The 22,506-nt window shown below is 69.2% G+C and carries 21 protein-coding genes; 9 read left to right on the top strand and 12 right to left on the bottom strand.

All coding sequences use genetic code 11. The annotated features are described in order from the left end of the window. Positions 1-367 precede the first annotated feature (367 nt). The 3 genes from ppa to CHC02_RS01230 all read right to left on the bottom strand — a co-directional run bounded on the left by ppa (position 368) and on the right by CHC02_RS01230 (position 2,466). On the bottom strand, positions 368-898 hold the full coding sequence (gene ppa, locus CHC02_RS01240) for an inorganic diphosphatase (protein ID WP_089389695.1): 531 nt from the start codon (positions 896-898) through the stop codon (positions 368-370). Positions 899-980: 82 nt separating this feature from the next. After that, complete coding sequence (locus CHC02_RS01235; RefSeq protein WP_089389694.1) at positions 981-1,799, bottom strand: M90 family metallopeptidase; 819 nt, start codon at positions 1,797-1,799, stop codon at positions 981-983. A gap of 7 nt (positions 1,800-1,806) precedes the next feature. Continuing rightward, the gene (locus CHC02_RS01230) at positions 1,807-2,466 is read right to left on the bottom strand and encodes a DedA family protein (RefSeq protein WP_089389693.1); all 660 of its coding nucleotides are present in this window, start codon (positions 2,464-2,466) and stop codon (positions 1,807-1,809) included. A gap of 173 nt (positions 2,467-2,639) precedes the next feature. On the opposite strand from CHC02_RS01230, the gene CHC02_RS01225 reads away from it, so the two are divergent. Beyond that, complete coding sequence (locus CHC02_RS01225) at positions 2,640-4,220, top strand: PP2C family serine/threonine-protein phosphatase (RefSeq protein WP_089389692.1); 1,581 nt, start codon at positions 2,640-2,642, stop codon at positions 4,218-4,220. Here the strand turns inward: CHC02_RS01225 and CHC02_RS01220 are convergent. From CHC02_RS01220 to eat, 5 genes are all read right to left on the bottom strand, one after another. Continuing rightward, positions 4,116-5,006, bottom strand: coding sequence for a substrate-binding periplasmic protein (locus CHC02_RS01220; protein ID WP_089389691.1), 891 nt, complete (start codon positions 5,004-5,006; stop codon positions 4,116-4,118). The two genes, CHC02_RS01225 and CHC02_RS01220, sit on opposite strands and share 105 nt — an antisense overlap. 92 nt (positions 5,007-5,098) lie before the next feature. Continuing rightward, the gene (locus tag CHC02_RS01215; protein ID WP_009615966.1) at positions 5,099-5,563 is read right to left on the bottom strand and encodes a GNAT family N-acetyltransferase; all 465 of its coding nucleotides are present in this window, start codon (positions 5,561-5,563) and stop codon (positions 5,099-5,101) included. A 364-nt stretch (positions 5,564-5,927) separates the two neighbouring features. Beyond that, complete coding sequence (gene eutC / locus CHC02_RS01210) at positions 5,928-6,731, bottom strand: ethanolamine ammonia-lyase subunit EutC (protein WP_089389690.1); 804 nt, start codon at positions 6,729-6,731, stop codon at positions 5,928-5,930. Positions 6,732-6,741: 10 nt separating this feature from the next. Continuing rightward, positions 6,742-8,136, bottom strand: coding sequence for an ethanolamine ammonia-lyase subunit EutB (locus CHC02_RS01205; protein WP_089389689.1), 1,395 nt, complete (start codon positions 8,134-8,136; stop codon positions 6,742-6,744). Between the two features lie 52 nt (positions 8,137-8,188). Then, positions 8,189-9,553, bottom strand: a complete 1,365-nt coding sequence (eat, locus tag CHC02_RS01200) for an ethanolamine permease (protein WP_089389688.1) — start codon at positions 9,551-9,553, stop codon at positions 8,189-8,191. A 280-nt stretch (positions 9,554-9,833) separates the two neighbouring features. Here eat and qhpR point away from each other — a divergent pair, with 280 nt between their 5' ends. Continuing rightward, on the top strand, positions 9,834-10,883 hold the full coding sequence (gene qhpR / locus CHC02_RS01195; RefSeq protein ID WP_089389687.1) for an AraC-like transcriptional regulator QhpR: 1,050 nt from the start codon (positions 9,834-9,836) through the stop codon (positions 10,881-10,883). A 320-nt stretch (positions 10,884-11,203) separates the two neighbouring features. On the opposite strand, the gene exaC is transcribed toward qhpR, so the two are convergent. Then, positions 11,204-12,724: an acetaldehyde dehydrogenase ExaC gene (gene exaC / locus CHC02_RS01190; RefSeq protein ID WP_089389686.1), complete on the bottom strand. Its 1,521-nt coding sequence runs from the start codon at positions 12,722-12,724 to the stop codon at positions 11,204-11,206. Positions 12,725-13,028: 304 nt separating this feature from the next. Here exaC and CHC02_RS01185 point away from each other — a divergent pair, with 304 nt between their 5' ends. The 4 genes from CHC02_RS01185 to CHC02_RS01170 all read left to right on the top strand — a co-directional run bounded on the left by CHC02_RS01185 (position 13,029) and on the right by CHC02_RS01170 (position 17,464). Then, on the top strand, positions 13,029-14,939 hold the full coding sequence (locus tag CHC02_RS01185) for a sigma-54-dependent Fis family transcriptional regulator (protein ID WP_089389685.1): 1,911 nt from the start codon (positions 13,029-13,031) through the stop codon (positions 14,937-14,939). Between the two features lie 264 nt (positions 14,940-15,203). Then, positions 15,204-16,556 (top strand): UDP-N-acetylmuramate:L-alanyl-gamma-D-glutamyl-meso-diaminopimelate ligase, encoded by a 1,353-nt coding sequence (gene mpl, locus CHC02_RS01180; RefSeq protein WP_089389684.1) that lies wholly within the window; start codon positions 15,204-15,206, stop codon positions 16,554-16,556. A gap of 1 nt (position 16,557) precedes the next feature. Next, complete coding sequence (ubiX, locus tag CHC02_RS01175) at positions 16,558-17,187, top strand: flavin prenyltransferase UbiX (protein ID WP_089389683.1); 630 nt, start codon at positions 16,558-16,560, stop codon at positions 17,185-17,187. Between the two features lie 16 nt (positions 17,188-17,203). Beyond that, positions 17,204-17,464, top strand: coding sequence for a YceK/YidQ family lipoprotein (locus tag CHC02_RS01170; RefSeq protein WP_089389682.1), 261 nt, complete (start codon positions 17,204-17,206; stop codon positions 17,462-17,464). Between the two features lie 309 nt (positions 17,465-17,773). Here the strand turns inward: CHC02_RS01170 and CHC02_RS01165 are convergent, their stop codons facing one another. The 3 genes from CHC02_RS01165 to CHC02_RS01155 all read right to left on the bottom strand — a co-directional run bounded on the left by CHC02_RS01165 (position 17,774) and on the right by CHC02_RS01155 (position 20,518). Further along, positions 17,774-18,415, bottom strand: coding sequence for an oxidoreductase (locus tag CHC02_RS01165; protein ID WP_089389681.1), 642 nt, complete (start codon positions 18,413-18,415; stop codon positions 17,774-17,776). Positions 18,416-18,457: 42 nt separating this feature from the next. Further along, positions 18,458-19,972, bottom strand: coding sequence for a C13 family peptidase (locus tag CHC02_RS01160; protein WP_089389680.1), 1,515 nt, complete (start codon positions 19,970-19,972; stop codon positions 18,458-18,460). 90 nt (positions 19,973-20,062) lie between these two features. Beyond that, positions 20,063-20,518, bottom strand: a complete 456-nt coding sequence (locus CHC02_RS01155; protein WP_089389679.1) for a MaoC family dehydratase — start codon at positions 20,516-20,518, stop codon at positions 20,063-20,065. A gap of 152 nt (positions 20,519-20,670) precedes the next feature. On the opposite strand from CHC02_RS01155, the gene CHC02_RS01150 reads away from it, so the two are divergent. Genes CHC02_RS01150 through CHC02_RS01140 form a run of 3 tightly spaced genes read left to right on the top strand, consistent with a single transcriptional unit; the run spans position 20,671 to position 22,351 of the window. After that, entirely contained in the window at positions 20,671-21,039 is a 369-nt protein-coding gene (locus CHC02_RS01150; RefSeq protein ID WP_089389678.1) for a CidA/LrgA family protein, read from the top strand. Then, complete coding sequence (locus tag CHC02_RS01145) at positions 21,032-21,745, top strand: LrgB family protein (RefSeq protein WP_089389677.1); 714 nt, start codon at positions 21,032-21,034, stop codon at positions 21,743-21,745. The genes CHC02_RS01150 and CHC02_RS01145 overlap by 8 nt, the downstream gene beginning before the upstream one ends. Before the next feature lie 15 nt (positions 21,746-21,760). Next, positions 21,761-22,351, top strand: a complete 591-nt coding sequence (locus tag CHC02_RS01140) for an LON peptidase substrate-binding domain-containing protein (protein WP_089389676.1) — start codon at positions 21,761-21,763, stop codon at positions 22,349-22,351. Positions 22,352-22,506: the final 155 nt, after the last annotated feature.

Genomic DNA, 22,506 nt, shown 5'->3' with positions numbered 1-22,506 from the left:
TGGCCTCGGTGAGTTCGCCGAGGCCTTTCGCTTTTCCAGGGGAAGCATTATTGCTCATGGCCCAGGAGGCCGTGAGGGCGCCAAGGCAGCAGTAGGAAAAGTCGAGCCTTGAAATTAAAAAAGCCAGCTTGTGGCCGGCTCTTCAGGGGGTGGCCCGTCCTTACTTCTGGTAAGCCGCGACCGCCTTTGAATTCTGTGGACGCGGCTCTGGCGCCGGCGTCGTGGGCGCGCACTTTAGCAAATTCGGCCGGGCTTGCCTAATGGCATTTCCGCCAGGGCGCCGTCGTTGCGACGGGCGTGCCTTTCGCGCGCAGAAAAAAGCCCCGCGCGGGGCGGGGCTTCTTCGTGGCGGGTCACCCCGCGACCATCACTTGGCCTGGAAGGCGGCGACGGCCTTGGTGATGTAGGAGCGAGCCTCTTCGGCGTTGCCCCAACCTTCGACCTTGACCCACTTGCCCTTCTCGAGGTCCTTGTAGTTCTCGAAGAAGTGCTTGATCTGCTCCAGCAGCAGGGCCGGCAGGTCGGTGTATTCCTTCACGTCCTGGTACAGCACGCTCAGCTTGTCGTGCGGTACGGCGATCAGCTTGGCGTCGCCGCCGGCTTCGTCGCTCATGTTCAGCACGCCGACCGGACGGGCGCGGATCACCGAACCCGGGGCCACCGGGTAGGGGGTCACGACCAGCACGTCCAGGGGGTCGCCGTCGTCGGCCAGGGTGTTGGGGATGAAGCCGTAGTTGGCCGGGTAGAACATCGGGGTGGCCATGAAACGGTCGACGAACAGGCAGTCGGTGTCCTTGTCGATCTCGTACTTGATCGGCGCGTGGTTGGCCGGGATCTCGATGGCGACGTAGATGTCGTTCGGCAGGTCTTTGCCAGCCGGGATGCTGCTGTAGCTCATGGACGACTCCAAGGGGGTTGGTCGGGCCGAAAAAGTGCGGCGGATTATAGGCAGATTGCCGTGGCCAAGCCACAGACATCGCTCAGTGCGCCGGAGTTTCCTGATAGTCGGGGTGCTCGCGCTGCAACCGCTGCAGGCGCGCAAGCGGATCTTGCCGGTAGAACAGCGCCAGTTGCTCGTAGACCTTCGGATAGGCCTGGTGCAGCAGGTCGGGGGCGGTGAAGAAGTATTCGCTGGTGACGGCGAAGAATTCCGCCGGGTTCTCCGCGGCGTAGGGGTCGATGGCGGTGTGCGCGCCGGGATGGCGGTCGAGCTTGCGGTTCATCTCGTCGTAGGCCGACTTCATGGCCGCCGACCAGTCGCCGATGCGCATGTCGCGGTGCAGCGGCGGCAGGCCGTTGGCGTCGCCGTCGAGCATGTCCAGCTTGTGCGCCAGTTCGTGGATCACCAGGTTGTAGGCGTCCCAGCCGCCGCCGTTCTCCACCCCGGGCCAGGCCAGCACCACCGGGCCCTGCAGCGAGGTCTCGCCGCTGCGTTCGTCGTCGAACTCGTGGATCACCCCGGCCGGGTCGCGGTGCTTCTGCGGGCTGAGGAAGTCGTCGGGGTAGAGCACCAGTTCGTGGAAGCCGCCGTACCAGTTCAGCTCCGGCAGGTGCAGCAGCGGCAACTGGGCCTGGGCCGCCAGCAGCAGGCAGCGGAAGTCGTCCAGCTCGACGCCGGGCAGGGCGGTCAGGTGCTTGTCGCGCAGGAACAACAGCGCCCGCTCGCCGAGCAGGCGCAGTTCCTCTTCGCCCAGGCCGTCGAGGATCGGCAGGCGCCGCAGCACTTCGGCCCACAGCTGCGCGTCCAGCGGGTGGCGGGCGAGGAAGCGCCGGCGGCGCCAGGCGCTGAACGACCACATTGCGGTATCAGCGCTCCGAGGCCTGCGGCTTGGTGGGGCGCGCCAGCTTGTGGCGGACCACGCCGATCAGCATGGGCACCAGGGAGAAGGCGATGATGGCGATGATCATCACCGACAGGTTCTGCTTGATGAAGGGCACGTTGCCGAAGAAATAGCCCAGGGTGACCAGGCCGCCGACCCAGGCGATGCTGCCGGCGACGCTGAAGAACAGGAAGCGCAGGTAGGGCATGTAGGCCATGCCGGCGACGAAGGGCGCGAAGGTGCGCACGATCGGCAGGAAGCGCGCGAGGGTCACGGTCTTGCCGCCGTGGCGCTCGTAGAAGGCGTGGGTCTGATCCAGGTAGTCGCGGCGGAACACCTTGGAGTCCGGGTTGCTGAACAGCCGTTTGCCCAGGGTGCGGCCGATCACGTAGTTGGTGCTGTCGCCGCTGATGGCCGCGAACAGCAGCAGGCCGCCGAGCAGCCACGGGTCCATGCCGCCGGTGGCGCAGATGGCGCCGGCGATGAACAGCAGGGAGTCGCCGGGGAGGAAGGGCGTTACCACCAGGCCGGTTTCGCAGAAGATCACCAGGAACAGGATGGCGTAGATCCAGGCTCCGTAGTTGTTGACCAGCAGCGAGAGATAGGTGTCGAGGTGCAGGACGAGGTCGATCGGGTTGAAATCCATGAAGAGCCTTGAAAACCGCGTGGTGAACTGCCGAGCCCGGCATTATAGGCGCCCCCGTGTTGCAGTGGGGGGCGCTTTGTCGCGGGCCTCTGCCCAGGACAGGTTGCAGGATATTACACGTCGGCATGAAGGCTGCAGTCCCGCCGGGGAAATCCCTGTCGGAACCTTGCCCCATGTCCCTGCATCCCGCCCATTCGCCCCTGCCCGGCGTCGCCCTTGGTGCCGGGCCCGACCTGCCGGCCCAGGCCGCGCGGGTGCGCGCCGAGTGGCTGGGCGGGCGCCAGGGGCGGCCGGCGGTGTTCATGCTGGGGCTGCTCTGGGGACGCGGCTGCCCCAATCTGGTGCGGGAACTGGAGGCGCAGCTGGATGCGCTCTTCGCCGATTTCGCCTGCGCCCCCGAAACCTGGTCCGAGGCCCAGGCCGTGCGCCAGGTGCTGGCGTCGCTGAACATGCTGAACTTCCGCCGCGCCCGGGCTGGCCGGCCGGGCGCCGAACTGGCCGCGGGGGTGCTGCTGGTCCAGGGCGGGCAGGCGCATTTCCTGCGCTGTGGAAACATCGGCCTGCTGCGTTACCGCGCGGGCGAGCTGCAGGGCCTGCCCGGCCGCGAGGATGGCAGCCTGGGCGGCCAGGCCGAGCTGCCGCTCACCCAGCACAACCTGCCGCTGCAGGCGGGCGAGGCCTTGCTGATGGCGCCGCAGCCGCTGCTCGAGGTGATCGATCGGCGGCCGCTGCTGGAGGGGCTTGGACGGCCCGCCGAGGTCGAGCTGCCGGCGCTGCTGGAGCCGCTCCTGCAGGCACCGGGAGCCGCCGCGCTGGTGCTGCCGGAGCGCCTGGTGGCGCAGCCGGGCCTGCCGGTGCCCGCCGGCTGGCCGGCGCCGCCGGTGCTGCGGCCGGGGATAGCGCTGGAGGGCTGGCGGCTGCTGGAGGCCTGCCCCTACGGGCCCGAGGGGCGGCTGTTCCGCGTGCGCCACGAGGACGGCCGCGAGGCCTGGCTGCTGGCCGCGGCACAGGCCGCCGACCAGGCCTTCTGGCTGCGCGAGTGGGCGTTGCGCGGCTGCAAGGTGGCGAGCCTGCCCGACGTGCTGTCGCCCCGCGCGCCGCGCCAGCATGCCTACCAGCTGTTCGCCCTGCCGGCGGGGCGCTGGCGCAGCCTGGCGGATTGGCGCGGTGCCTGGCGCAAGCCGGCGCCGGCGGAGCTGCTGGGCCTGCTGCGGCAACTGGTGCAGGCCCTGCGGGCGCTGCAGCGGCGCGGCATGCAGGGGCTGTGGATTTCCCCCAGGCAGATCGTGGTGGACGACCGCGGGCACCTGCTGCTGTTGCCGGAGCTGGCCGCGACAGTGCCGGGCTGCCCGCGCCAGGCGCTGCCGGCCGACGTGTTGCCGATGGCGCCGGAACTGCGCGCGGGCGGCGCCCTGGACAGCCGCGCCGAGCAGTTCGTGGTGGCTGCCTACGCCTACTGGCTGGCCAGCGGGCGCTGGCCGGAGCCGGCGCTGCCGGAGGCGGGGGCGGCGGTGCGCTATCAACCCCTGGCGGACCTCGGGGTGGCCGTGCCGCCCGGCTGGGATGGCTGCCTGGCGCGGGCCCTGGCGCCGGAGCCGGAGAACCGCTTCGAGGCGCTGTCGGAACTGGTCCAGGCCCTGGAGGCCGGGTTAGCGCAGGCTCGCCTGCCAGTCCAGGGTTGGCGCCGCTGGGCTGTTGTCGGCGCCTTCGCGGGCGCGGTCGTGGCCGCCAGCGCCTGGTACCTGCTCGGCTAGCGGGTGTTCGGCCACGGCGCGGATGCCCTGGGCCGTTTCCAGGTGGGCGTCGGCGATCAGTTGCTGCAGGCGCCCGCTCTGGCGCAGCGTGCGCAGGCCGCGGTCGAGGTTGGCCGCCAGCGCCTCTCCGCCGGTGCGGGCCTTGGGAATCAGCACGTAGAGGGGCTTGATCTCCAGCGGCGGCTCGATGAATTCCAGCTGTTCGCGCAGCGCCGGGGCATTGCGCGCCAGCAGGTGGTAGCCGGTGTAGCGGTCCACCACCGCCAGGTCGAGGCGCCCGCGCAGGAGCTTTTCCAGGTTCTGCCAGTCGTTGTTGACCACTTCCCTGGTGAGGAAGTCGGCGTTGTCGAAGTCGGCCTGGTTGACGTAGCCGCGCACCACGCCGATGCGGTAGGGGCGCAGGCTGTTCAGGTCGCCGGCGCGGTAGGCGATGGCGTGGTCGCGGCGGTGGAAGAAGCCCAGCTGCGAATCCAGCAGCGGCATCGAGGTGTAGAAGTCGCGGCTGCGGTCGGCCGACAGGTAGGCCGGCATCAGGGCGTCGTAGCGGCCTTCGCGGGTTTCGTTGAGGGCCCGTTGCCAGGGCAGGAACACCCGTTCGGCGCGGTCGCCGTTGAGCGCCAGGGCCTCGTCGAGGATGCGGCTGGCCAGGCCCTGGCCGGGCAGGTCGGCGCCGACGTAGGGCTCCCAGTCGAGGGTGGCCACGCGCAGGGTATCGGCCTGGACGGTGCCCAGGCCGAACAGCAGGAGCAGGGAGAAGTGACGCAGTAGACGCTGGGGAATGCCCATGGAGCCCCTTAGCCGCCGAACGCCGGGCGGCACGTGCGATGCTTCACTGTAATGCTGGCTTTACGCTATTGCCAGCGTGATGCGCCCCCGGCTTAGACCAGATCGTCGCTGATCGGGAGGATATAGTTCTTGAACTCGGTGTCCTCGCGGAAGCCGATGGACTCGTAGACCTTCTGCGCCACCTCGTTGTTGGTGCTGGTGGACACGCGCATGCGCACGGCGTTGGTTTCCCGCGCCATCTGCCGGGCGTGCTGCAGCAGGTGGTCGGCCACCAGCTGGCGGCGGGCGTCCTCGGCGACGTAGATGTCGTTGAGGATCCACACGCGCTTGAGCGACAGCGAGGAGAAGCTCGGGTAGAGCTGGCAGAAGCCCAGCAGCTTGTCGTCGCTGTCGTCCGGCAGCGCCAGGTAGATCACCGACTCCTTGCGCTTGAGGCGCTTTTCCAGGAATTTCCGCGAGGATTCGGGGTAGGGCAGCATCCCGTAGAACTCACGGTACTTGACGAACAGCGGGGCGAGCAGGTCGAGGTGATCGAGGGTGGCTTGCACGATGCGCATGGGCGGATCTCTGCGTTCGGTGAATGGGCTGCTGTCACGATGCAGGTGCTGTGCCAGCACAACACTGCCCTGGATGCTGCACCAGAAATCGTTGAAAGCGCAATCCAAGCGAGCGTTTGATCGAGAGCGGCGCGTCGGCACGCCCTACGGTGCCAGTTGCGTAGGGCGCATAACGCCTACGGCGTTATCCGCCGGATCGCGGACAGCGTCCGCTCCTACGGTTCCAGGAAGCACGGTTGTAGGCGCGGACTCCGTCCGCGATTGGATTGACCGGCCACGCCGGATGCCCCGGTGGCAGGACCTGCGGCGGATAACCGCGAACGGTTGTTCGCCCTACGGTTCCAGTCAGCCCCTGTTCCGAGGCTCAGCGCCCGGCCAGCAGGAAGTTGGCCCCAGGCCCCTGGCCCTCCAGCGTCGGCAGCTCCGCCTCGTCCTTCAGGTTCACCCCCGAGAGCTGGCGGCGGCAGGCTTCGCGCATCAGGTACAGCAGGCGGTGGGCGGCCATGCCGTAGCTCAGGCCTTCCAGGCGGACGTTGGAGATGCAGTTGCGGTAGGCGTCGTTCAGGCCCACCTTCGGCGCCCAGGTGAAGTACAGGCCGAGGCTGTCCGGCGAGCTGAGGCCGGGGCGTTCGCCGATGAGGATGACCACCATCTTCGCCCGCAGTAGCTCGCCGACCTCGTCCGCCACCGCCACGCGGCCCTGTTGCACCAGGGCAACCGGCGACAGGCTCCAGTTCTCGGCCGCGGCCATTTCCTCCAGGCGTTCCAGGAAGGGCAGGGCGTGGCGCTGCACGGCCAGGGCGGAGAGGCCGTCGGCCACCACCACGGCCAGGTCGTAGCCCGCCGGGTTGGCCTCGGCGTGGCGGCGCAGCAGCGCTGCCGAGTCTTCATCCAGGCGGCGGCCCAGGTCCGGGCGCTGCAGGTAGGTGTGGCGGTCGGGGGCGGCGCTGTGCAGCAGCAGGCTTTCGCGCCCGCGTTCGGCCAGGGCGGCGCTCAGGCCGGCGTGGTCGAAGCTCAGGTGCACGGCGTCGCGGGCCTGGGCGTGGGCGAACTGGAAGTCCAGCTGCGCGCGGGTCGGCAGGCTGGTGCCGGCGCGGCCCAGGGCGATGCGCGCGGGGGTCAGGCGGCGCAGTTCCTGCCAGGGGTTGGGGGTGGCCTCTTCGCTCATCCGCGCGTCCTCAGTTCAGTTGCGCCAGGGCCGGGCGGAACGCCGGCGGCAGTTGCTCGGCCAGGCGCACCCGGCCTTCGCGTTGTTGCAGGATGTGCATGCGCTCCAGCCACTGCTCGAACTCCGGCGCCGGGCGCAGGCCCAGGGCCTGGCGGGCGTAGAGGGCGTCGTGGAAGGAGGTGGTCTGGTAGTTGAGCATCACGTCGTCGGAACCGGGGATGCCCATGATGAAGTTGATGCCGGCCACGCCCAGCAGCGTCAGCAGCATGTCCATGTCGTCCTGGTCGGCCTCGGCATGGTTGGTGTAGCAGATGTCGCAGCCCATGGGCACGCCCAGCAGCTTGCCGCAGAAGTGGTCCTCCAGGCCGGCTCGGATGATCTGCTTGCCGTTGTACAGGTACTCCGGGCCGATGAAGCCGACCACGGTGTTCACCAGGAACGGCTTGAAGTGCCGCGCCACGGCATAGGCGCGGGCCTCGCAGGTCTGCTGGTCGACGCCGTGGTGGGCGTTGGCCGAGAGGGCGCTGCCCTGGCCGGTCTCGAAGTACATGAGGTTGTCGCCCAGCGTTCCACGCTTGAGCGACAGGCCCGCCTCGTAGCCTTCCTGCAGCACCGCCAGGCTCACGCCGAAGCTGGCGTTGGCCGCCTCGGTGCCGGCGATGGACTGGAACACCAGGTCCAGCGGCGCGCCGCGGTTGATCGCCTCGATGGAACTGGTGACGTGGGTCAGCACGCAGGACTGGGTGGGAATCTCGTAGCGCTGGATGATGGCGTCGAGCATCTCCAGCAGGGTGCAGATGGAGTGCAGGCTGTCGGTGGCCGGGTTGATCCCGAGCATGGCGTCGCCGTTGCCGTAGAGCAGGCCGTCGAGGACGCTGGCGGCGATGCCGGCGGGGTCGTCGGTCGGGTGGTTGGGCTGCAGCCGGGTGGACAGCCGGCCGCGCAGGCCCTGGGTGTTGCGGAAGCGGGTGACCACGCGGATCTTCTGCGCCACCAGCACCAGGTCCTGCACGCGCATGATCTTCGACACCGCCGCCGCCATTTCCGGCGTCAGCCCCGGGGCCAGGGCGCGCAGGCTGGCTTCGTCGGCGGCATCGCCGAGCAGCCAGTCGCGGAAGTCGCCCACCGTCAGGTGGCTGACCGGGGCGAAGGCGGCGCGGTCGTGGCCGTCGATGATCAGGCGGGTGACCTCGTCGCTTTCGTAGGGGACCAGCGCCTCGTCGAGGAAGCGCTTGAGCGGCACCTCGGCCAGGGCCATCTGCGCGGCCACGCGCTCGGCGTCGCTGGCCGCGGCGATGCCCGCCAGGCAGTCGCCGGAGCGCGCCGGGCTGGCCTTGGCCATCAGCTCCTTGAGGCTGTCGAAGCGCCAGGTCTGGCCACCGACGCTGTGGGCGTATCCGGGCATGGGAACTCCTTGTGCTCAACGGCGCCGGACCTCGCGGCCCGGCGCGGGTGGATCAGCCTTCGCTGGCGAAGCTCGCCGGCACGCCACGGCGCGCGGCGATGACCAGGTTGCAGCCGATGTAGCCGGCCAGCATCAGCGCCAGGAATACCATGGCGATCACCTGGTTGTACCACAGCATGGCCGCCAGGCAGACCAGCGCCAGGCCCAGGGCGATGCCCGGCACCACCGGGTAGCCGGGGGCGCGGAAGCTGCGTTCCAGGTGCGGCTCGCTGCGGCGCAGCTTGAACAGGCTGAGCATGCTCATGATGTACATGACGATGGCGCCGAATACGCTCATGGTGATCATCGCCGCGGTCAATGTCATGCCCTGCAGGCTGATCAGGTTGTCGCTGAAGATTGCCGCGATGCCCACCACGCCACCGGCGAGGATGGCCCGGTGCGGGGTCTGGAAGCGCGACAGCTTGGCCAGCCCTGCGGGCAGGAAGCCGGCGCGGGCCAGGGCGAAGAACTGCCGCGAGTAGCCGAGGATGATGCCGTGGAAGCTGGCCACCAGGCCGAACAGGCCGATCCACACCAGCATGTGCATCCAGGTGGAGTCGTTGCCGACCACCGCCTTCATGGCCTGCGGCAGCGGGTCGTTGATGTTCGACAGTGCGCGCCAGTCGCCTACGCCGCCGGCGAAGACCATCACGCCGATGGCCAGGGTCACCAGGGTGAGGATGCCGGCGATGTAGGCGCGCGGGATGGTGCGTTTCGGGTCCTTGGCTTCCTCGGCGGCCATGGCCGCGCCCTCGATGGCGAGGAAGAACCAGATGGCGAAGGGGATCGCCGCGAAGATGCCGCCGATGGCCGCGCCGCTGAAGGTGCTGGAGCCGGCCCAGCCGTTGAGCACGAAGTTGCTGAAGCTGAAGCCCGGCGCCACCACGCCCATGAACACCAGCAGCTCGGCAACGGCCAGCACGGTGACCACCAGTTCGAAGGTGGCGGCGATGCTCACGCCGAGGATGTTCAGCGTCATGAAGATGGCGTAGGCGCCGGTGGCCGCCCATTTCGGGTCCAGCGCCGGGAACTGCACGTTGAGGTAGGCGCCGATGGCCATGGCGATGGCCGGCGGGGCGAAGACGAACTCGATCAGGGTGGCGATGCCGGCGATGCTCGCGCCGGTCTTGCCGAAGGCCCGCAGGCTGTAGGCGAAGGGCCCGCCGGCGTGGGGGATGGCGGTGGTCAGCTCGGTGTAGCTGAAGATGAAGCAGGTGTACATCAGGGCCACCATCAGGGTGGTGACCAGGAAGCCCAGGGTGCCGGCGGTGCCCCAGCCGTAGCTCCAGCCGAAGTATTCGCCGGAAATCACCAGGCCCACGGCCAGGCCCCAGAGGTGCAAGGTTCCCAGCGTCGGTTTTAGTTGTGATGCGCTCATTGTGGACTCCTCTGCCCCTGGGGGCGTGGATGGGTTGCCTGGCTTCGATGGTAGCGACGCAGGCCGCCCAGGACTTGACCCTGGAACCCGGCGTGCGGCCTCTGCGGTCAACTTGCAACAGGGTGTTACCCATCGCCCCAGGATGGCGCGGGGCCTGCTCGGGAATGACGCAACGCCTCAGTGAAAACACCCCGGTGATGGGGGCTGGCGGGCCCTGGAGGCGAGGCACGGTAATTGCTTCGTCGTTTTGTCGAATAAGTGATCAATAACGAGCGTGCCCATGAACCCGTCCCTGTTCTCCAGCGCAGTCGCCATGCCTTCGGCGAGCAACCTCGGCGTGCTGTCCGCCGCCGCCAGCGGACTGGATGGCTTCATCACCGCCCAGGGCGGCGACATCGACCGCGTCTTCGGCCGCGCCGGCATCGACCCCGAACGCCTGCGCCACCCCACGCTGAGCCTGGCCCTGACCAACTACTGCCAGGTGCTGGAGGAGGCCGCGCGGCAGTCCGGCTGCGACAACTTCGGCCTGCGCTATGGCCAGCAGTTCCAGCCCCGTGCCCTCGGCCTGCTGGGCTACGTCGGGCTGTGCTCGGAAACCCTGGAGGACGCCCTGCGCAACTTCGCCGCGGCCTTCCCCTTCCACCAGCACAGCACGCTGATCCGCCTGGTGGACTGCGGCGAGTGCTACCGCTTCGACTACCAGGTGCAGCACGGCGCCATCCTCGACCGCCGGCAGGATGCCGAATTGACCATGGGCATGGCGCTGAACCTGCTGCGCCACGCCCTGGGCCAGGACTGGACGCCGCGCGCGGTGGGCTTCGAGCACGCGCGCCCGGAGGACTGGCAGGAGCACGCGCGGGTCTTCGGCGCGCCGGTGCACTTCCAGCGCGGCTGCAATTCGCTGCTGGTGCCCAAGGCCGACATCAAGGGCCGGCTGATGCCCGAGCGCGACGCCAACCTGCTGTTCCTGGTGCAGGACGTGATCCGCCGCCTCGGCGAACAGGGCCGCGGGCCGGACCTGCTGGAAGACGCCGGCACCCAGATCCGCCTGGCCCTGAGCGAAGGCGAGCCGGTGCTGGAACTGATCGCCGAGCGCCTGGAACTGACCACCGCCGGCCTGCAACGGCGCCTGCGCGAGGCCGGGCTGAGCTTCAGCCAACTGGTGGAGAACACCCGCCGCGAACTGGCGGTGCACTACCTGCGCCAGCGCCAGCGGCCGATCTCCGAACTGGCGCCGCTGCTGGGCTATTCCGAGACCAGCGCCTTCTCCCGCGCCTTCCGCCGCTGGTTCGGGGTGAGCCCGCGGCAGTGGCGTAGTCATGGGGACTGATCCGGGCGCATGACCGTTCGCGGTTATACGCCGATACACCTGCCCCTGCGCTCCTGAGCCGCTCATGTATCTGTAGGAGCGGATCTTATCCGCGAAACGCGCCGGAGTGTCCGGCTATCGCGGACAAGGTCCTACGCTGCGCCGGCCATGGAGTTTCACTGTAGGAGCACGCCCTGCGTGCGAATCGCGGGCAGGGCCCGCTCCTACAGGTTGAGGCCGAATATCCGGCTCATTCCGAACGGTTATTCGCCCTGCTTTTCCGAGGCAAAAAAAGCGCGGCCCGAAGGCCGCGCAGGAAGAGAGTCGGAAGCCCGGGTGGATCAGAAGAAGCCCAGCGGGTTGATGTCGTAGCTGACCAGCAGGTTCTTGGTCTGCTGGTAGTGGTCGAGCATCATCTTGTGGGTCTCGCGGCCCACGCCGGATTTCTTGTAGCCGCCGAAGGCGGCGTGCGCCGGGTACAGGTGGTAGCAGTTGGTCCACACGCGGCCGGCCTTGATGCCGCGGCCCATGCGGTAGGCGCGGTTGATGTCGCGGGTCCAGACGCCGGCGCCCAGGCCGTATTCGGTGTCGTTGGCGATGGCCAGGGCCTCGGCTTCGTCCTTGAAGGTGGTGACGCCCACCACCGGGCCGAAGATTTCCTCCTGGAACACGCGCATCTTGTTGTTGCCCTTGAGCAGCGTCGGCTGGATGTAGTAGCCGGTGGCCAGGCTGCCTTCGAGTTTCTCCACCGCGCCGCCGGTCAGCACCTCGGCGCCTTCCTTCTGGGCGATGTCGAGGTAGGAGAGGATCTTGTCGAACTGCTGCTGCGAGGCCTGGGCGCCGACCATGGTGTCGGTGTCCAGCGGGTCGCCGCGCTTGATCGCCTTGACCTTCTTCATCACCACTTCCATGAACTGCGGGTAGATGGATTCCTGCACCAGGGCGCGGGACGGGCAGGTGCACACCTCGCCCTGGTTGAAGAAGGCCAGCACCAGGCCCTCGGCGGCCTTCTCGATGAAGGACGGCTCGGCCTGCATGATGTCTTCGAAGTAGATGTTCGGGCTCTTGCCGCCCAGTTCCACGGTGGACGGGATGATGTTCTTCGCCGCGCACTCGAGGATGTGCGAGCCCACCGGGGTGGAGCCGGTGAAGGCGATCTTGGCGATGCGCTTGCTGGTGGCCAGCGCCTCGCCGGCTTCCTTGCCGAAGCCCTGGACGACGTTGAGCACGCCCGGTGGCAGCAGGTCGCCGATGATCTCCATCAGCACGCAGATGCCCAGCGGCGTCTGCTCGGCCGGCTTGAGCACCACGCAGTTGCCGGCGGCCAGGGCCGGGGCCAGCTTCCAGGCGGCCATCAGCAGCGGGAAGTTCCACGGGATGATCTGCCCGACCACGCCCAGCGGCTCGTGGATGTGGTAGGCCACGGTGCTGTCGTTGATCTCGGCGGCGGAGCCTTCCTGGGCGCGGATGCAGCCGGCGAAGTAGCGGAAGTGGTCGGCGGCCAGGGGGATGTCGGCGTTGAGCGTCTCGCGCACGGCCTTGCCGTTGTCCCAGGTTTCGGTGACGGCCAGCACTTCCAGGTTCTGTTCGATGCGGTCGGCGATCTTCAGCAGGATGTTCGAACGCTCCTGCACCGAGGTGCGGCCCCAGGCGTCGGCCGCGGCGTGGGCGGCATCCAGGGCCTTGTCGATGTCGGCGGCGTCGGAGCGGGGGAACTCGGCGATCGGCTGGCCGTTCACCGGCGAGGTGTTGACGAAGTACTGGCCATTGACCGGGGGTACGAACTCGCCACCGATGTAGTTGCCGTAGCGGGACTTGAAGGAAACGACAGCACCTTGGCTACCGGGTTGGGCGTAACGCATGGTGGATCTCCTGGCTCTTGTGCTTGTTGGGGAGGACGCGTTTGTGGTCTGACAAGCGTAGAGCAAGGGCCGGGCCATGCCAGCGGGAACCGCGTGGTTGCTGGGCCGGTGGTCGGCTGGCGGGCAGCCGCCGACGGGCGGTGTGGCAACGGCGGTACAGGTCGGGGTGACAGTTTGTAGCGTATCCGGCACAGCGGCTGACCGGCAGGTCACCGAGGCATTGCATTGCGCGGCGCACTGGACGATGCTGCGGGGACGGTCGCCCCGGGACTGCCTGCCGTCCCTTCCGTGGAGAACCATAACAATGAGTGCGAACGCCATGAGTCGCCACGCCCGCCAGGTCATGACAGTGGCCCGCGGGCAGCAACCGGCCAGCGGCCCCGCCGCCGATCCGTCCATCGCCCGTTCCTGGCTGCGCTGCCTGGAGGAATACCACCTCGACCCGGCGCAGACCCTGCCGCCCACGGTGCTGGAGCACCGGCGCATGCTGGAGCGCCGCGAGGGCCTGCAGCAGGTGCTGGAGATCGCCAGCGGCGAGATGACCAGCCTGCGCCAGCAGCTCGCCGGCGCCGGCCACGCGGTGCTGCTCACCGACGCCCGCGGGGTGATCCTCAACCGCGTCTGCGACGAGGCCGAGCGCGCCACCTTCGAACACGCCGGGCTGTGGCTGGGCGCCGACTGGAGCGAGGCCCGCGAGGGCACCAACGGCATCGGCACCTGCCTGGTCGAGCGCCAGGCCCTGACCATCCACCGCGACGAACATTTCCGCAGCCTGCACACCGGCCTGACCTGCTCGGCGAGCCCGGTGTTCGACCCCCACGGCGAACTGCTGGCGGTGCTCGACGTGTCCTCGGCGCGCCGCGACCTGTCGCGGCAGAGCCAGTTCCACACCATGGCGCTGGTCAACCTCTCGGCGAAGATGATCGAGAGCTGCTACTTCCTGCGCCGCTTCGAGGGCCAGTGGCTGCTGCGCTTCCACCTGCAGGCCGAGTACGTCGGGTTGTTCAGCGAGGGCCTGGTGGCCTTCGACGGCGCCGGGCGCATCCTCGCCGCCAACCAGGGCGCGCTGAACCTGCTGGACCGCCCGCGCGACGGCCTGCTCGGCCGCTGCGTGGAGGACTGCTTCGACATCCGCCTGGACGACCTGCTCGGCCGCGCCAGCGCCCAGGCCGGCCTCAGCTGGCCGCTGCGCAGCCATGCCGGGCGCCAGTTCCATGCCCAGTTGCGTGGCGAGCCGCGGCCGCTGGTGGTGCCCGTGGCGCGCCCGGCGCCGGCCGCCCCGGGGCTGTGCCTGGGCGACGCGCGCCTGGCCGCGGACTTCCGCCGCGCCCTCAAGGTCTACGCCCACGACGTGCCGCTGCTGCTGCACGGCGAGACCGGCTCGGGCAAGGAGGCCTTCGCCAAGGCCGTGCACCAGTCCGGCGAGCGCGCCGGCAAGGCCTTCGTCGCGCTGAACTGCGCGGCCATCCCGGAGAGCCTGATCGAGAGCGAGCTGTTCGGCTACCGCGGCGGCAGCTTCACCGGCGCGCGCAAGGAAGGCATGCGCGGCAAGCTGCTGCAGGCCGACGGCGGCACCCTGTTCCTCGACGAGATCGGCGACATGCCCCTGGCCCTGCAGACGCGCCTGCTGCGCGTGCTGGAAGAGCGCCAGGTGGTGCCCCTGGGCGACGGCGTGGCGCAAGCGGTGGACCTGCGCCTGATCAGCGCCACCCACCGCAACCTGGATGAGCTGGTGGCCGCCGGCAGCTTCCGCGAGGACCTCTACTACCGCCTCAACGGCCTGGTGCTGCAACTGCCGGCCCTGCGCGAGCGCGAGGACAGGCCGCAGTTGCTGGCGCAACTGCTCGCCGAGGAATCCCGGGGCCGGCCCATCGTGCTCGACGAGGACGTGCGCCAGGCGCTGCTCGACCACCCCTGGCCGGGCAACGTGCGCCAGCTGCGCAACGTGCTGCGCACCCTGGTGGCGCTCAGCGAAGGTGGCCGCGTGCACCTGGCCGACCTGCCGGTGGACATCCGCCGCGCCGCGCAGCCCAAGCCGGTACCCGAAGCGGAGGCGCCCACCGACAGCCTGCTCGATGCCGAGCGCGGCGCCCTGCTGGCGGTGCTGGAAGCGCAGCGCTGGCACATGAGCCGCACCGCGCAGCAGCTGGGCATCAGCCGCAATACCCTGTACCGCAAGTTGCGCCGCCACGGCCTGAGCCGCTCCGTGCCGTAGGGCGTACAACCGTTCGCGGTTGTACGCCGTTTGACCTTGGCCCCAGGCGGCTCCGGGTTCGACCCTGGCGGAGGGTGAGGGTTGGGTGTATCGGCGGATAACCGCGAACGGTTATTCGCCCTACGCCGGGCCTACCGCCAGCGTGCGCGGAACCCCCGGCGAATGGCGCCGTCTGATGCATCCAGCCACCCCGCCGGCACCCGGCGCTGTGCTAATCTGCCGCCCATTCGAAGCGCCTTCCCAGGCTTGATTGCAGGAGTCTGCATGCATATCCACATCCTCGGCATCTGCGGCACCTTCATGGGCTCGCTGGCCGTGCTGGCCAAGGAACTGGGGCACCGCGTCACCGGTTCCGACGCCAACGTCTACCCGCCCATGAGCACCCAACTGCAGGCCCAGGGCATCGAGCTGATGCAGGGCTACGAGCCCGCCCACCTGGAGCCGGCGCCGGACCTGGTGGTGATCGGCAACGCCCTGTCGCGCGGCAACCCGGCGGTGGAGCACGTGCTGAACAAGGGCCTGCCCTACGTTTCCGGCCCGCAGTGGCTGGCCGACCACGTGCTGCAGGGGCGCTGGGTGCTGGCTGCGGCCGGTACCCACGGCAAGACCACCACCAGCAGCATGCTGGCCTGGGTGCTGGAGCATGCCGGCATGAGCCCGGGCTTCCTGATCGGCGGCGTGCCGCAGAACTTCGGCGTCTCCGCGCGGCTGGGCGGCACGCCGTTCTTCGTGGTGGAGGCCGACGAGTACGACAGCGCCTTCTTCGACAAGCGCTCGAAGTTCGTCCACTACCGCCCGCGCACCGCCATCCTGAACAACCTGGAATTCGACCACGCGGACATCTTCCCGGACCTGGCGGCCATCGAGCGGCAGTTCCACCACCTGGTGCGGACCATCCCCGGCGAAGGCCTGATCATCCACCCCGAAAACGAAGCCGCGCTCAAGCGCGTGATCGGCATGGGCTGCTGGACGCCGGTGCAGACCACAGGCATCGGCGGCCAGTGGCAGGCGCGCCTGCTCAGCGCCGACGGCTCGCGCTTCGAGGTGCTGTTCGACGGCGCCGCGCAGGGCACCGTGGAGTGGGAGCTGACCGGCCAGCACAACGTCGCCAATGCCCTGGCCTGCCTGGCCGCGGCGCGCCACGTCGGCGTGGTGCCGGAGCTGGGCTGCGCCGCGCTGTCGGCGTTCAAGAGCGTCAAGCGGCGCATGGAGAAGGTCGCCGAAGTGAAGGGCGTGACCCTCTACGACGACTTCGCCCACCACCCGACCGCCATCGCCACCACCCTCGACGGCCTGCGCAAGCGCGTCGGCGACGCCCCGGTGATCGCCGTGGTGGAGCCGCGCTCCAACTCCATGAAGCTGGGCGCCCACCGCGACGGCCTGGCCGACAGCGTGGCCCAGGCCGACCGGGTGTTCTGGTACGCGCCGCCGAACCTGGGCTGGGACCTGGCCGCCACGGTGGCCGGCTCGACCGTGCCGACCCAGGTGTGCGACTCCCTGGACGCCATCATCGAGGGGGTGAAGGCCGTGGCCGCCCCGGGCACCCAGGTGGTGATCATGAGCAACGGCGGCTTCGGCGGCCTGCACGGCAAGCTGGCCAAGGCCCTGGAGGACTGAGATGGCAGGAGCCGAACGCGTCACCCTGGCGATGACCGGCGCTTCCGGCGCCCAGTACGGCCTGCGCCTGCTCGACTGCCTGGTGCAGGAAGACCGCGAGGTGCACTTCCTGATCTCCAAGGCCGCGCAACTGGTGGTGGCCACCGAGACCGACGTGACCCTGCCGGGCAAGCCCCAGGCGATGCAGGCCTTCCTCAGCGAATACACCGGCGCCGCGCCCGGGCAGATCCGCGTGTACGGCAAGGAGGACTGGATGGCCCCGGTGGCCTCCGGCTCCGGCGCGCCCGGCGCCATGGTGGTGGTGCCGTGCTCCACCGGCACGCTGTCGGCGATCGCCAGCGGCGCCTGCAACAACCTGATCGAGCGCGCCGCCGACGTCGCCCTGAAGGAGCGCCGCCAGTTGATCCTGGTGCCGCGCGAGGCGCCGTTCTCCAGCATCCACCTGGAGAACATGCTCAAGCTGTCCAACCTGGGCGCGGTGATCCTGCCGGCGGCGCCGGGTTTCTACCACCAGCCGCAGACCATCGACGACCTGGTCGACTTCGTGGTGGTGCGCATCCTCAACCAACTGGGCATCCCCCAGGACATGCTGCCGCGCTGGGGCGAACACCACCTTGTCAGTGACGAATAAGCTCCTCGCCGCCCTGATGCTGCTGCAACTGGGCGGCTGCGCCACGGTGAAGACCCTCAACGCCAACAAGCCCGGCGCCCCGCTGATCTACGCGGGCACCCGGCTGGACTGGTACTCCATCAACGGCGGCTGCTGCCCCCGGGACCACTACGGCACCGAGGCGCCAACCTACCCACGCCTGGACCTGCCGGGCAGCGCGTTGCTGGACACCGTGCTGCTGCCGCTGTCGATCGCCGCGGAGCTGGGCATCGGCCTGCAGGTGTGGGGCGGGAATTGACGCCGCGGGCCTTGCCCGCGATTCGCGCGCAGGGCGCGCTCCTACAGGTGGGCGTTGCGTAGGAGCAGATCTCATCCGCGAACCGCGCCGGAGCCTCCGGCTATCGCGGACAAGGTCCGCTCCTACAGGGGAGTGCCATGCCTCATACCGAACTGTAGGAGCGGGCCCTGCCCGCGAAATCGCGCGCAGGGCGCAACAGGAAACACCGTCGTAGGATGGTGTTGAGCGAAGCGATACCCATCGCCACGGCAGCATGGGTTTCGCTGAGGCTCAACCCATCCTACGAAGAGCATCTCGGTGCAGCTGGGGTTATTTGCCTAGCCTGCGCAACTCATCCGACTCGACGAAACGCACGCCCTTGCCGGTCTCCAGGGCCAGGCGCCAGAGGGCGCGGGCCAGGGCGCAGGCTTCGATGCCGTGGAGCTTGCCGGGGAGGATGCGGGCGAAGGGGGCGGCGAGCAGTTCGGCCAGGCGGATCTCCTCGCGCTGGCCCAGCAGCAGGGAGGGGCGGGCGATGGTCAGTTGCGGCCAGCCCTGTTTCTGCAGGGCCTCTTCCAGCTCGCCCTTGACGCGGTTGTAGAACAGCGAGGACTTGCTGTCCGCGCCCAGCGCGCTGACCACCACGTAGTGCCGCGCACCGAGCTTGAGGGCGTGTTCGCCCAGGGCCAGCGGCAGGTCGTGGTCCACCGCCTTGAAGGCCGCTTCCGAGCCGGCTTCCTTGAGGGTGGTGCCCAGGCAGCAGAACACCGTGTCCACCGGCCCTGCCAGGTTGGGGATGAGTTCGGCCAATGGGCCTATGGGGTTCTCCAGGCGCGGGTGGGCGGCCAGTGGCCGGCGGGTCGGCGCCAGCACGCGCTTGACCGTCGGCTCGCTGAGCATGCGGTCGAGCAGGTGCTCGCCGGTGAGGCCGGTGGCGCCGGCGAGAAGGACATGCGTCGGTGTTGAATACATCCTGGTTTCTCCGCTGACACAGTTACAAGCGTAGTTGCCGGGCTAACGTTTTTCCTGCACGTGCCCCGCATCGGCGCTCAGGGCCCGGCTGGCCTGGCCTGCGCGCAAGGTGTTCCAGCGCTGCAGGACGGCCGGTGGCGCCCACAGCTGCGGTTCGGAGGCGTCGAAGCCGTCCTCCGCCTCGCGCCGGGCGACCTCGGCGCTGGCCTGCTGGAAAGCCTGCTGCAGGTCGTCGGTGGCGTTCAAGGCGTTGGCGAACAGGGCTTGGCCGAAATAGGTGAAGTCCGCTTCCTCGGAACAGCCGAAGGACACCCGGTCGCTGCGCGCCGCCGTCATGATCAGCGTCCTGTCGTCCTTCAGGGGTTCGATGAAGCCTCCGCTGTAGCAGGCCGAGATCACCAGAACCTTGTAGCGGTCCTTCAGCGGCGCGAGCAGTTCGGCGAGGTCGGCGGCGGGCAGGTTGTCCAGGCGGATGCCGGGCATGTCGAGGACCAGTTGGTGGTCGTGGCTGCCGTGGCTGGTCAGGTAGATGAACACCAGGTCTTCCGGGCCGCTGCTGCGCGCCAGGGTGCGGACCGCCCGCGCCAGGCTCTCGCGGGTGGCCATGGGGCGGTCGTCGGCGTGGTTGCGGTTGTTCACCAGGGTGACCACGCCGCGCGCGCCGAAGCGCTGGCCGAGCAGGCGGGCGACGTAGTCGGCCTCGCGCAGGAACACGCTCTGCTTGCCGTCGCCGCCCACGCTCAGGGCGTACAGCTCCACCTGCGGCGTGGAGGGCGGCAGCGCGGCCAGGGCGCGGTCGAGCAGGCGGCCCTGTTCCAGCAGGCCGACCTCCACCGGGTTGGGCAGGCGCCGGCCCTGTTCGTCGCGGCGCAGCAGGCCGTTGCTCCAGGTGCCGGCCTGCAGGCGCCCGTCGGCGCCGCGCAGGCTGCCCTTGCCGGCGAACTTGCCGTCGGCGAACTGGCCGCGGTAGACCTGGCCGTCGGCCTGGGTCAGCACGCCTTCGCCGGCGAAGCGCCAGTCCTTGAAGCCGCCTTCGTAGCGGCTGCCGTCGCGGCCCTCGTACTTGCCCGGGCCGTTCAGCGCGCCCTGGCTGAACTGGCCGCTCCACACGTCGCCGTCGGCGTTGACGAAACGCCCCTGGCCACTGAACTCGGTGTTCTCGAAGCCGCCCTCGTAGCGGTCGCCGTCGGCGTCGCTGAAGCTGCCCTTGCCGCGCAGCTGGCCGTTCTCGAAGGTGCCTGCGTACTCGTTGCCCTGGCCGTCGTCCAACTGGCCCTGGCCATGGTAGAGGCCTTCGCGGAAACCGCCCTGGTAGTGGCTGCCGTCGGCGCCGTGCCATTCGCCCTGGCCGTCGAACAGGCCCTGGGCGAAGCGGCCCTGGTACCAGGCGCCGTTGCCGTATTCCAGGCGCCCCTCGCCGTGCAGGCGGCCCTCGACGAGGGCGCCGTGGTAGCGCGCACCGTCGGGCAGCACCAGGTCGGCCGGGGGCTGGGCGGGGCCCTGGTCGCAGGCGGCGAGGGCCAGGATCAGGGCGAGGAGGGGAAGGTGCAGGCGCATGCGGCAGGGTCGGTCACGGCGGTTTTGCACCAGTGTGACGCAAAAAAGCCCGCGGGCGCGGGCTTTTTTGTGGGAGGCCGGGGGCCGGCGTCAGACGAAGGCCAGGCTCAGGGACTCGGCGATGTAGGCCGGCTTGGGCAGGCCCTCGATCTCCAGGGTGCAGCGCGCCTTGATCAGCCACTGCCCGGGGTTCTTCTCGGTGACGTCGAGAATGGTCACCTGCAGGCGCACCCGCGAGTCCACCGGCACCGGCTGGATGAAGCGCACGCTGTCCAGGCCGTAGTTGACCACCATCTTCGGGTTCTCCGGGAGCACCAGCAGGCCTTCGCAGAGCTTGGGAATCAGCGACAGGGAGAGGAAGCCGTGGGCGATGGTGCCGCCGAACGGGGTCTTCTTCGCCTTCTCCGGGTCCACGTGGATGAACTGGTGGTCCTCGGTGCACTCGGCGAACTGGTTGATGCGGTTCTGGTCGACGGTGAGCCAGTCGGAATGGCCCAGGTCCTTGCCAATGTAATCCTTGAGGGTGCTGACGGGAACGAACGGCATGTTTTCCTCCGCGAACGCGTGTTGTTGTTTTCGGCGTGCGATGCAGCATGGCACAGGTGGATGGCGGCTGCGCACCTATGCTTGAAGCGAATGCCGTGCCATAGGCCGGGCGTACTTGGGCATAATGTCGGGCTTTTTCACAGGAGGTTGCCATGCTGCTTCGCGGCCTGACCTGGCTGGTGCTGTTCCAACTGCTGGGCACCGGCCTGAATGTTCTCATCCTGCCGATGATCCCCGGCCCCATCATTGGGCTGGTGCTGCTGCTGGCGTTCCTGCTGGTGCGCGGCGAGGTGGGCGAGCCGATCACCGAGGCGGCGTCCTCGCTGCTGCGCTACCTGCCGCTGCTGCTGGTGCCGCCGGCGGTGGGGGTGATGGTCTACGGCCGCCAGCTGCTGGCGGACTTCTGGCCGCTGGCCGGGGCCCTGGCGCTGTCCCTGCTGGGCTCGTTCCTGTTCGCCGGCTGGCTGATGCAGAAGCTGATCGACCGCCAGCGCGGCCGCAAGGAGGCCCGCGATGCTTGACTGGCAAGGCGCCTGGCAGGCGGTCATCCACCACCCGCTGTTCTGCATCGGCATCACCCTGGCGGCCTACCAGCTGGCGCTGGCCGGCTACGAGCGCACGCGCTGGGTGTTCCTGCAGCCGGTGCTGGTGTCCATGGCCATGGTGATCCTGGTGCTGCTGGGCACCGGCATCGACTACCAGGCCTACAGCGCCGGGGTCAGCGTGCTGACCGTGCTGCTCGGCCCGGCCACCGTGGCCCTGGCGGTGCCGCTGTTCCTCAACCTCAGGCGCATCCGCCAGTTGTTCTGGCCGACCCTGGCGACCCTGCTGGTGGCCGGCCTGCTGGCCACCGTGGCCGGCATCGGCCTGGGCTGGCTGTTCGGCCTGCGCGGCGAGCTGCTGATGAGCCTGGCGCCGAAGTCGGTGACCTCGCCCATCGCCATGCTGGTGGCCAACCAGATCGGCGGCGTGGCGGCGCTGGCGGCGGTGTTCGTGCTGATCACCGGGGTGCTCGGCGCCATCCTCGGCCCGGAGCTGCTGCGCCGCATCGGCGTGCGCCACCCGGCCGCCCAGGGCATGGCGCTGGGCATGACCGCCCATGCCGTGGGCACTTCCCGGGCCCTGCAGGAGGGCGAGGAATGTGGCGCCTTCGCCGCCCTGGCGATGAGCCTGATGGGCGTGGCCACCGCAGTGCTGCTACCGTTGGCGGTAGCCTTGATCGCCTGAAGCAGGAAGATTCACATGAAGTTGCCGCTCTTCCCCCTCAACACCGTGCTGTTCCCCGGCTGCCGCCTGGACCTGCAGATCTTCGAGGCGCGCTACCTGGACATGATCGGCCGCTGCATGAAGCAGGGCGGCGGCTTCGGCGTGGTGTCCATCGTCGAAGGCCGCGAGGTGGGCGAGGCCCCCGAGGCGTTCGGCAAGGTCGGCTGCGAGGCGCTGATCCGCGACTGGCAGCAGCTGCCCAACGGCCTGCTGGGCATCCGCGTCGAGGGTGGCCGGCGCTTCCGCGTGCTGGATACGCAGGTGCAGCCGGACCAGTTGCTGGTAGCCGACGTGGCCTGGCTGGAGGAGCTGCCCGACCAGCCGCTGACCGAGGAGCACGACGACCTGGCGGCGCTGCTCGGCGCCTTGTCGCTGCACCCGATGGTCGCCACCCTGGAGATGGGCGGCGAGGTCAGTGGCCAGCAGGAGCTGGCCTGCCAACTGGCCTACCTGCTGCCCTTCGAGCCGGAGCAGAAGCAGGTGCTGCTGGAGATGGACGACCCCACGGTGCGCCTGGCGCGCATCCAGGTGCTGCTGGAGCAGCTGCAGGGGGATCTGCTGGCCTGAGCGTTGTGGCTGCCCCGTAGGAGCGGATCTCATCCGCGAATCGCGCCGTTGGTTCCGGCTATCGCGGACAAGGTCCGCTCCTACGGGGAGAGAATGCCATGCCTCACGGCAACCTGTAGGAGCGGGCCCTGCCCGCGATTCGAGCGCAGGGCGCG

The organism is Pseudomonas delhiensis, assembly GCF_900187975.1.
Taxonomy (GTDB): domain Bacteria; phylum Pseudomonadota; class Gammaproteobacteria; order Pseudomonadales; family Pseudomonadaceae; genus Pseudomonas; species Pseudomonas delhiensis.
Note: the sequence above shows the minus strand (reverse complement) of the source record. Positions and strands in the feature narration are given on the sequence as shown.

Coding starts and splice junctions, on each gene's coding strand:
- ppa (WP_089389695.1), bottom strand. CDS start 898: ATGAGCTACAGCAGCATCCCGGCTGGCAAAGACCTGCCGAACGACATC.
- CHC02_RS01235 (WP_089389694.1), bottom strand. CDS start 1,799: ATGTGGTCGTTCAGCGCCTGGCGCCGCCGGCGCTTCCTCGCCCGCCAC.
- CHC02_RS01230 (WP_089389693.1), bottom strand. CDS start 2,466: ATGGATTTCAACCCGATCGACCTCGTCCTGCACCTCGACACCTATCTC.
- CHC02_RS01225 (WP_089389692.1), top strand. CDS start 2,640: ATGTCCCTGCATCCCGCCCATTCGCCCCTGCCCGGCGTCGCCCTTGGT.
- CHC02_RS01220 (WP_089389691.1), bottom strand. CDS start 5,006: ATGGGCATTCCCCAGCGTCTACTGCGTCACTTCTCCCTGCTCCTGCTG.
- CHC02_RS01215 (WP_009615966.1), bottom strand. CDS start 5,563: ATGCGCATCGTGCAAGCCACCCTCGATCACCTCGACCTGCTCGCCCCG.
- eutC (WP_089389690.1), bottom strand. CDS start 6,731: ATGAGCGAAGAGGCCACCCCCAACCCCTGGCAGGAACTGCGCCGCCTG.
- CHC02_RS01205 (WP_089389689.1), bottom strand. CDS start 8,136: ATGCCCGGATACGCCCACAGCGTCGGTGGCCAGACCTGGCGCTTCGAC.
- eat (WP_089389688.1), bottom strand. CDS start 9,553: ATGAGCGCATCACAACTAAAACCGACGCTGGGAACCTTGCACCTCTGG.
- qhpR (WP_089389687.1), top strand. CDS start 9,834: ATGAACCCGTCCCTGTTCTCCAGCGCAGTCGCCATGCCTTCGGCGAGC.
- exaC (WP_089389686.1), bottom strand. CDS start 12,724: ATGCGTTACGCCCAACCCGGTAGCCAAGGTGCTGTCGTTTCCTTCAAG.
- CHC02_RS01185 (WP_089389685.1), top strand. CDS start 13,029: ATGAGTGCGAACGCCATGAGTCGCCACGCCCGCCAGGTCATGACAGTG.
- mpl (WP_089389684.1), top strand. CDS start 15,204: ATGCATATCCACATCCTCGGCATCTGCGGCACCTTCATGGGCTCGCTG.
- ubiX (WP_089389683.1), top strand. CDS start 16,558: ATGGCAGGAGCCGAACGCGTCACCCTGGCGATGACCGGCGCTTCCGGC.
- CHC02_RS01170 (WP_089389682.1), top strand. CDS start 17,204: ATGCTGCTGCAACTGGGCGGCTGCGCCACGGTGAAGACCCTCAACGCC.
- CHC02_RS01165 (WP_089389681.1), bottom strand. CDS start 18,415: ATGTATTCAACACCGACGCATGTCCTTCTCGCCGGCGCCACCGGCCTC.
- CHC02_RS01160 (WP_089389680.1), bottom strand. CDS start 19,972: ATGCGCCTGCACCTTCCCCTCCTCGCCCTGATCCTGGCCCTCGCCGCC.
- CHC02_RS01155 (WP_089389679.1), bottom strand. CDS start 20,518: ATGCCGTTCGTTCCCGTCAGCACCCTCAAGGATTACATTGGCAAGGAC.
- CHC02_RS01150 (WP_089389678.1), top strand. CDS start 20,671: ATGCTGCTTCGCGGCCTGACCTGGCTGGTGCTGTTCCAACTGCTGGGC.
- CHC02_RS01145 (WP_089389677.1), top strand. CDS start 21,032: ATGCTTGACTGGCAAGGCGCCTGGCAGGCGGTCATCCACCACCCGCTG.
- CHC02_RS01140 (WP_089389676.1), top strand. CDS start 21,761: ATGAAGTTGCCGCTCTTCCCCCTCAACACCGTGCTGTTCCCCGGCTGC.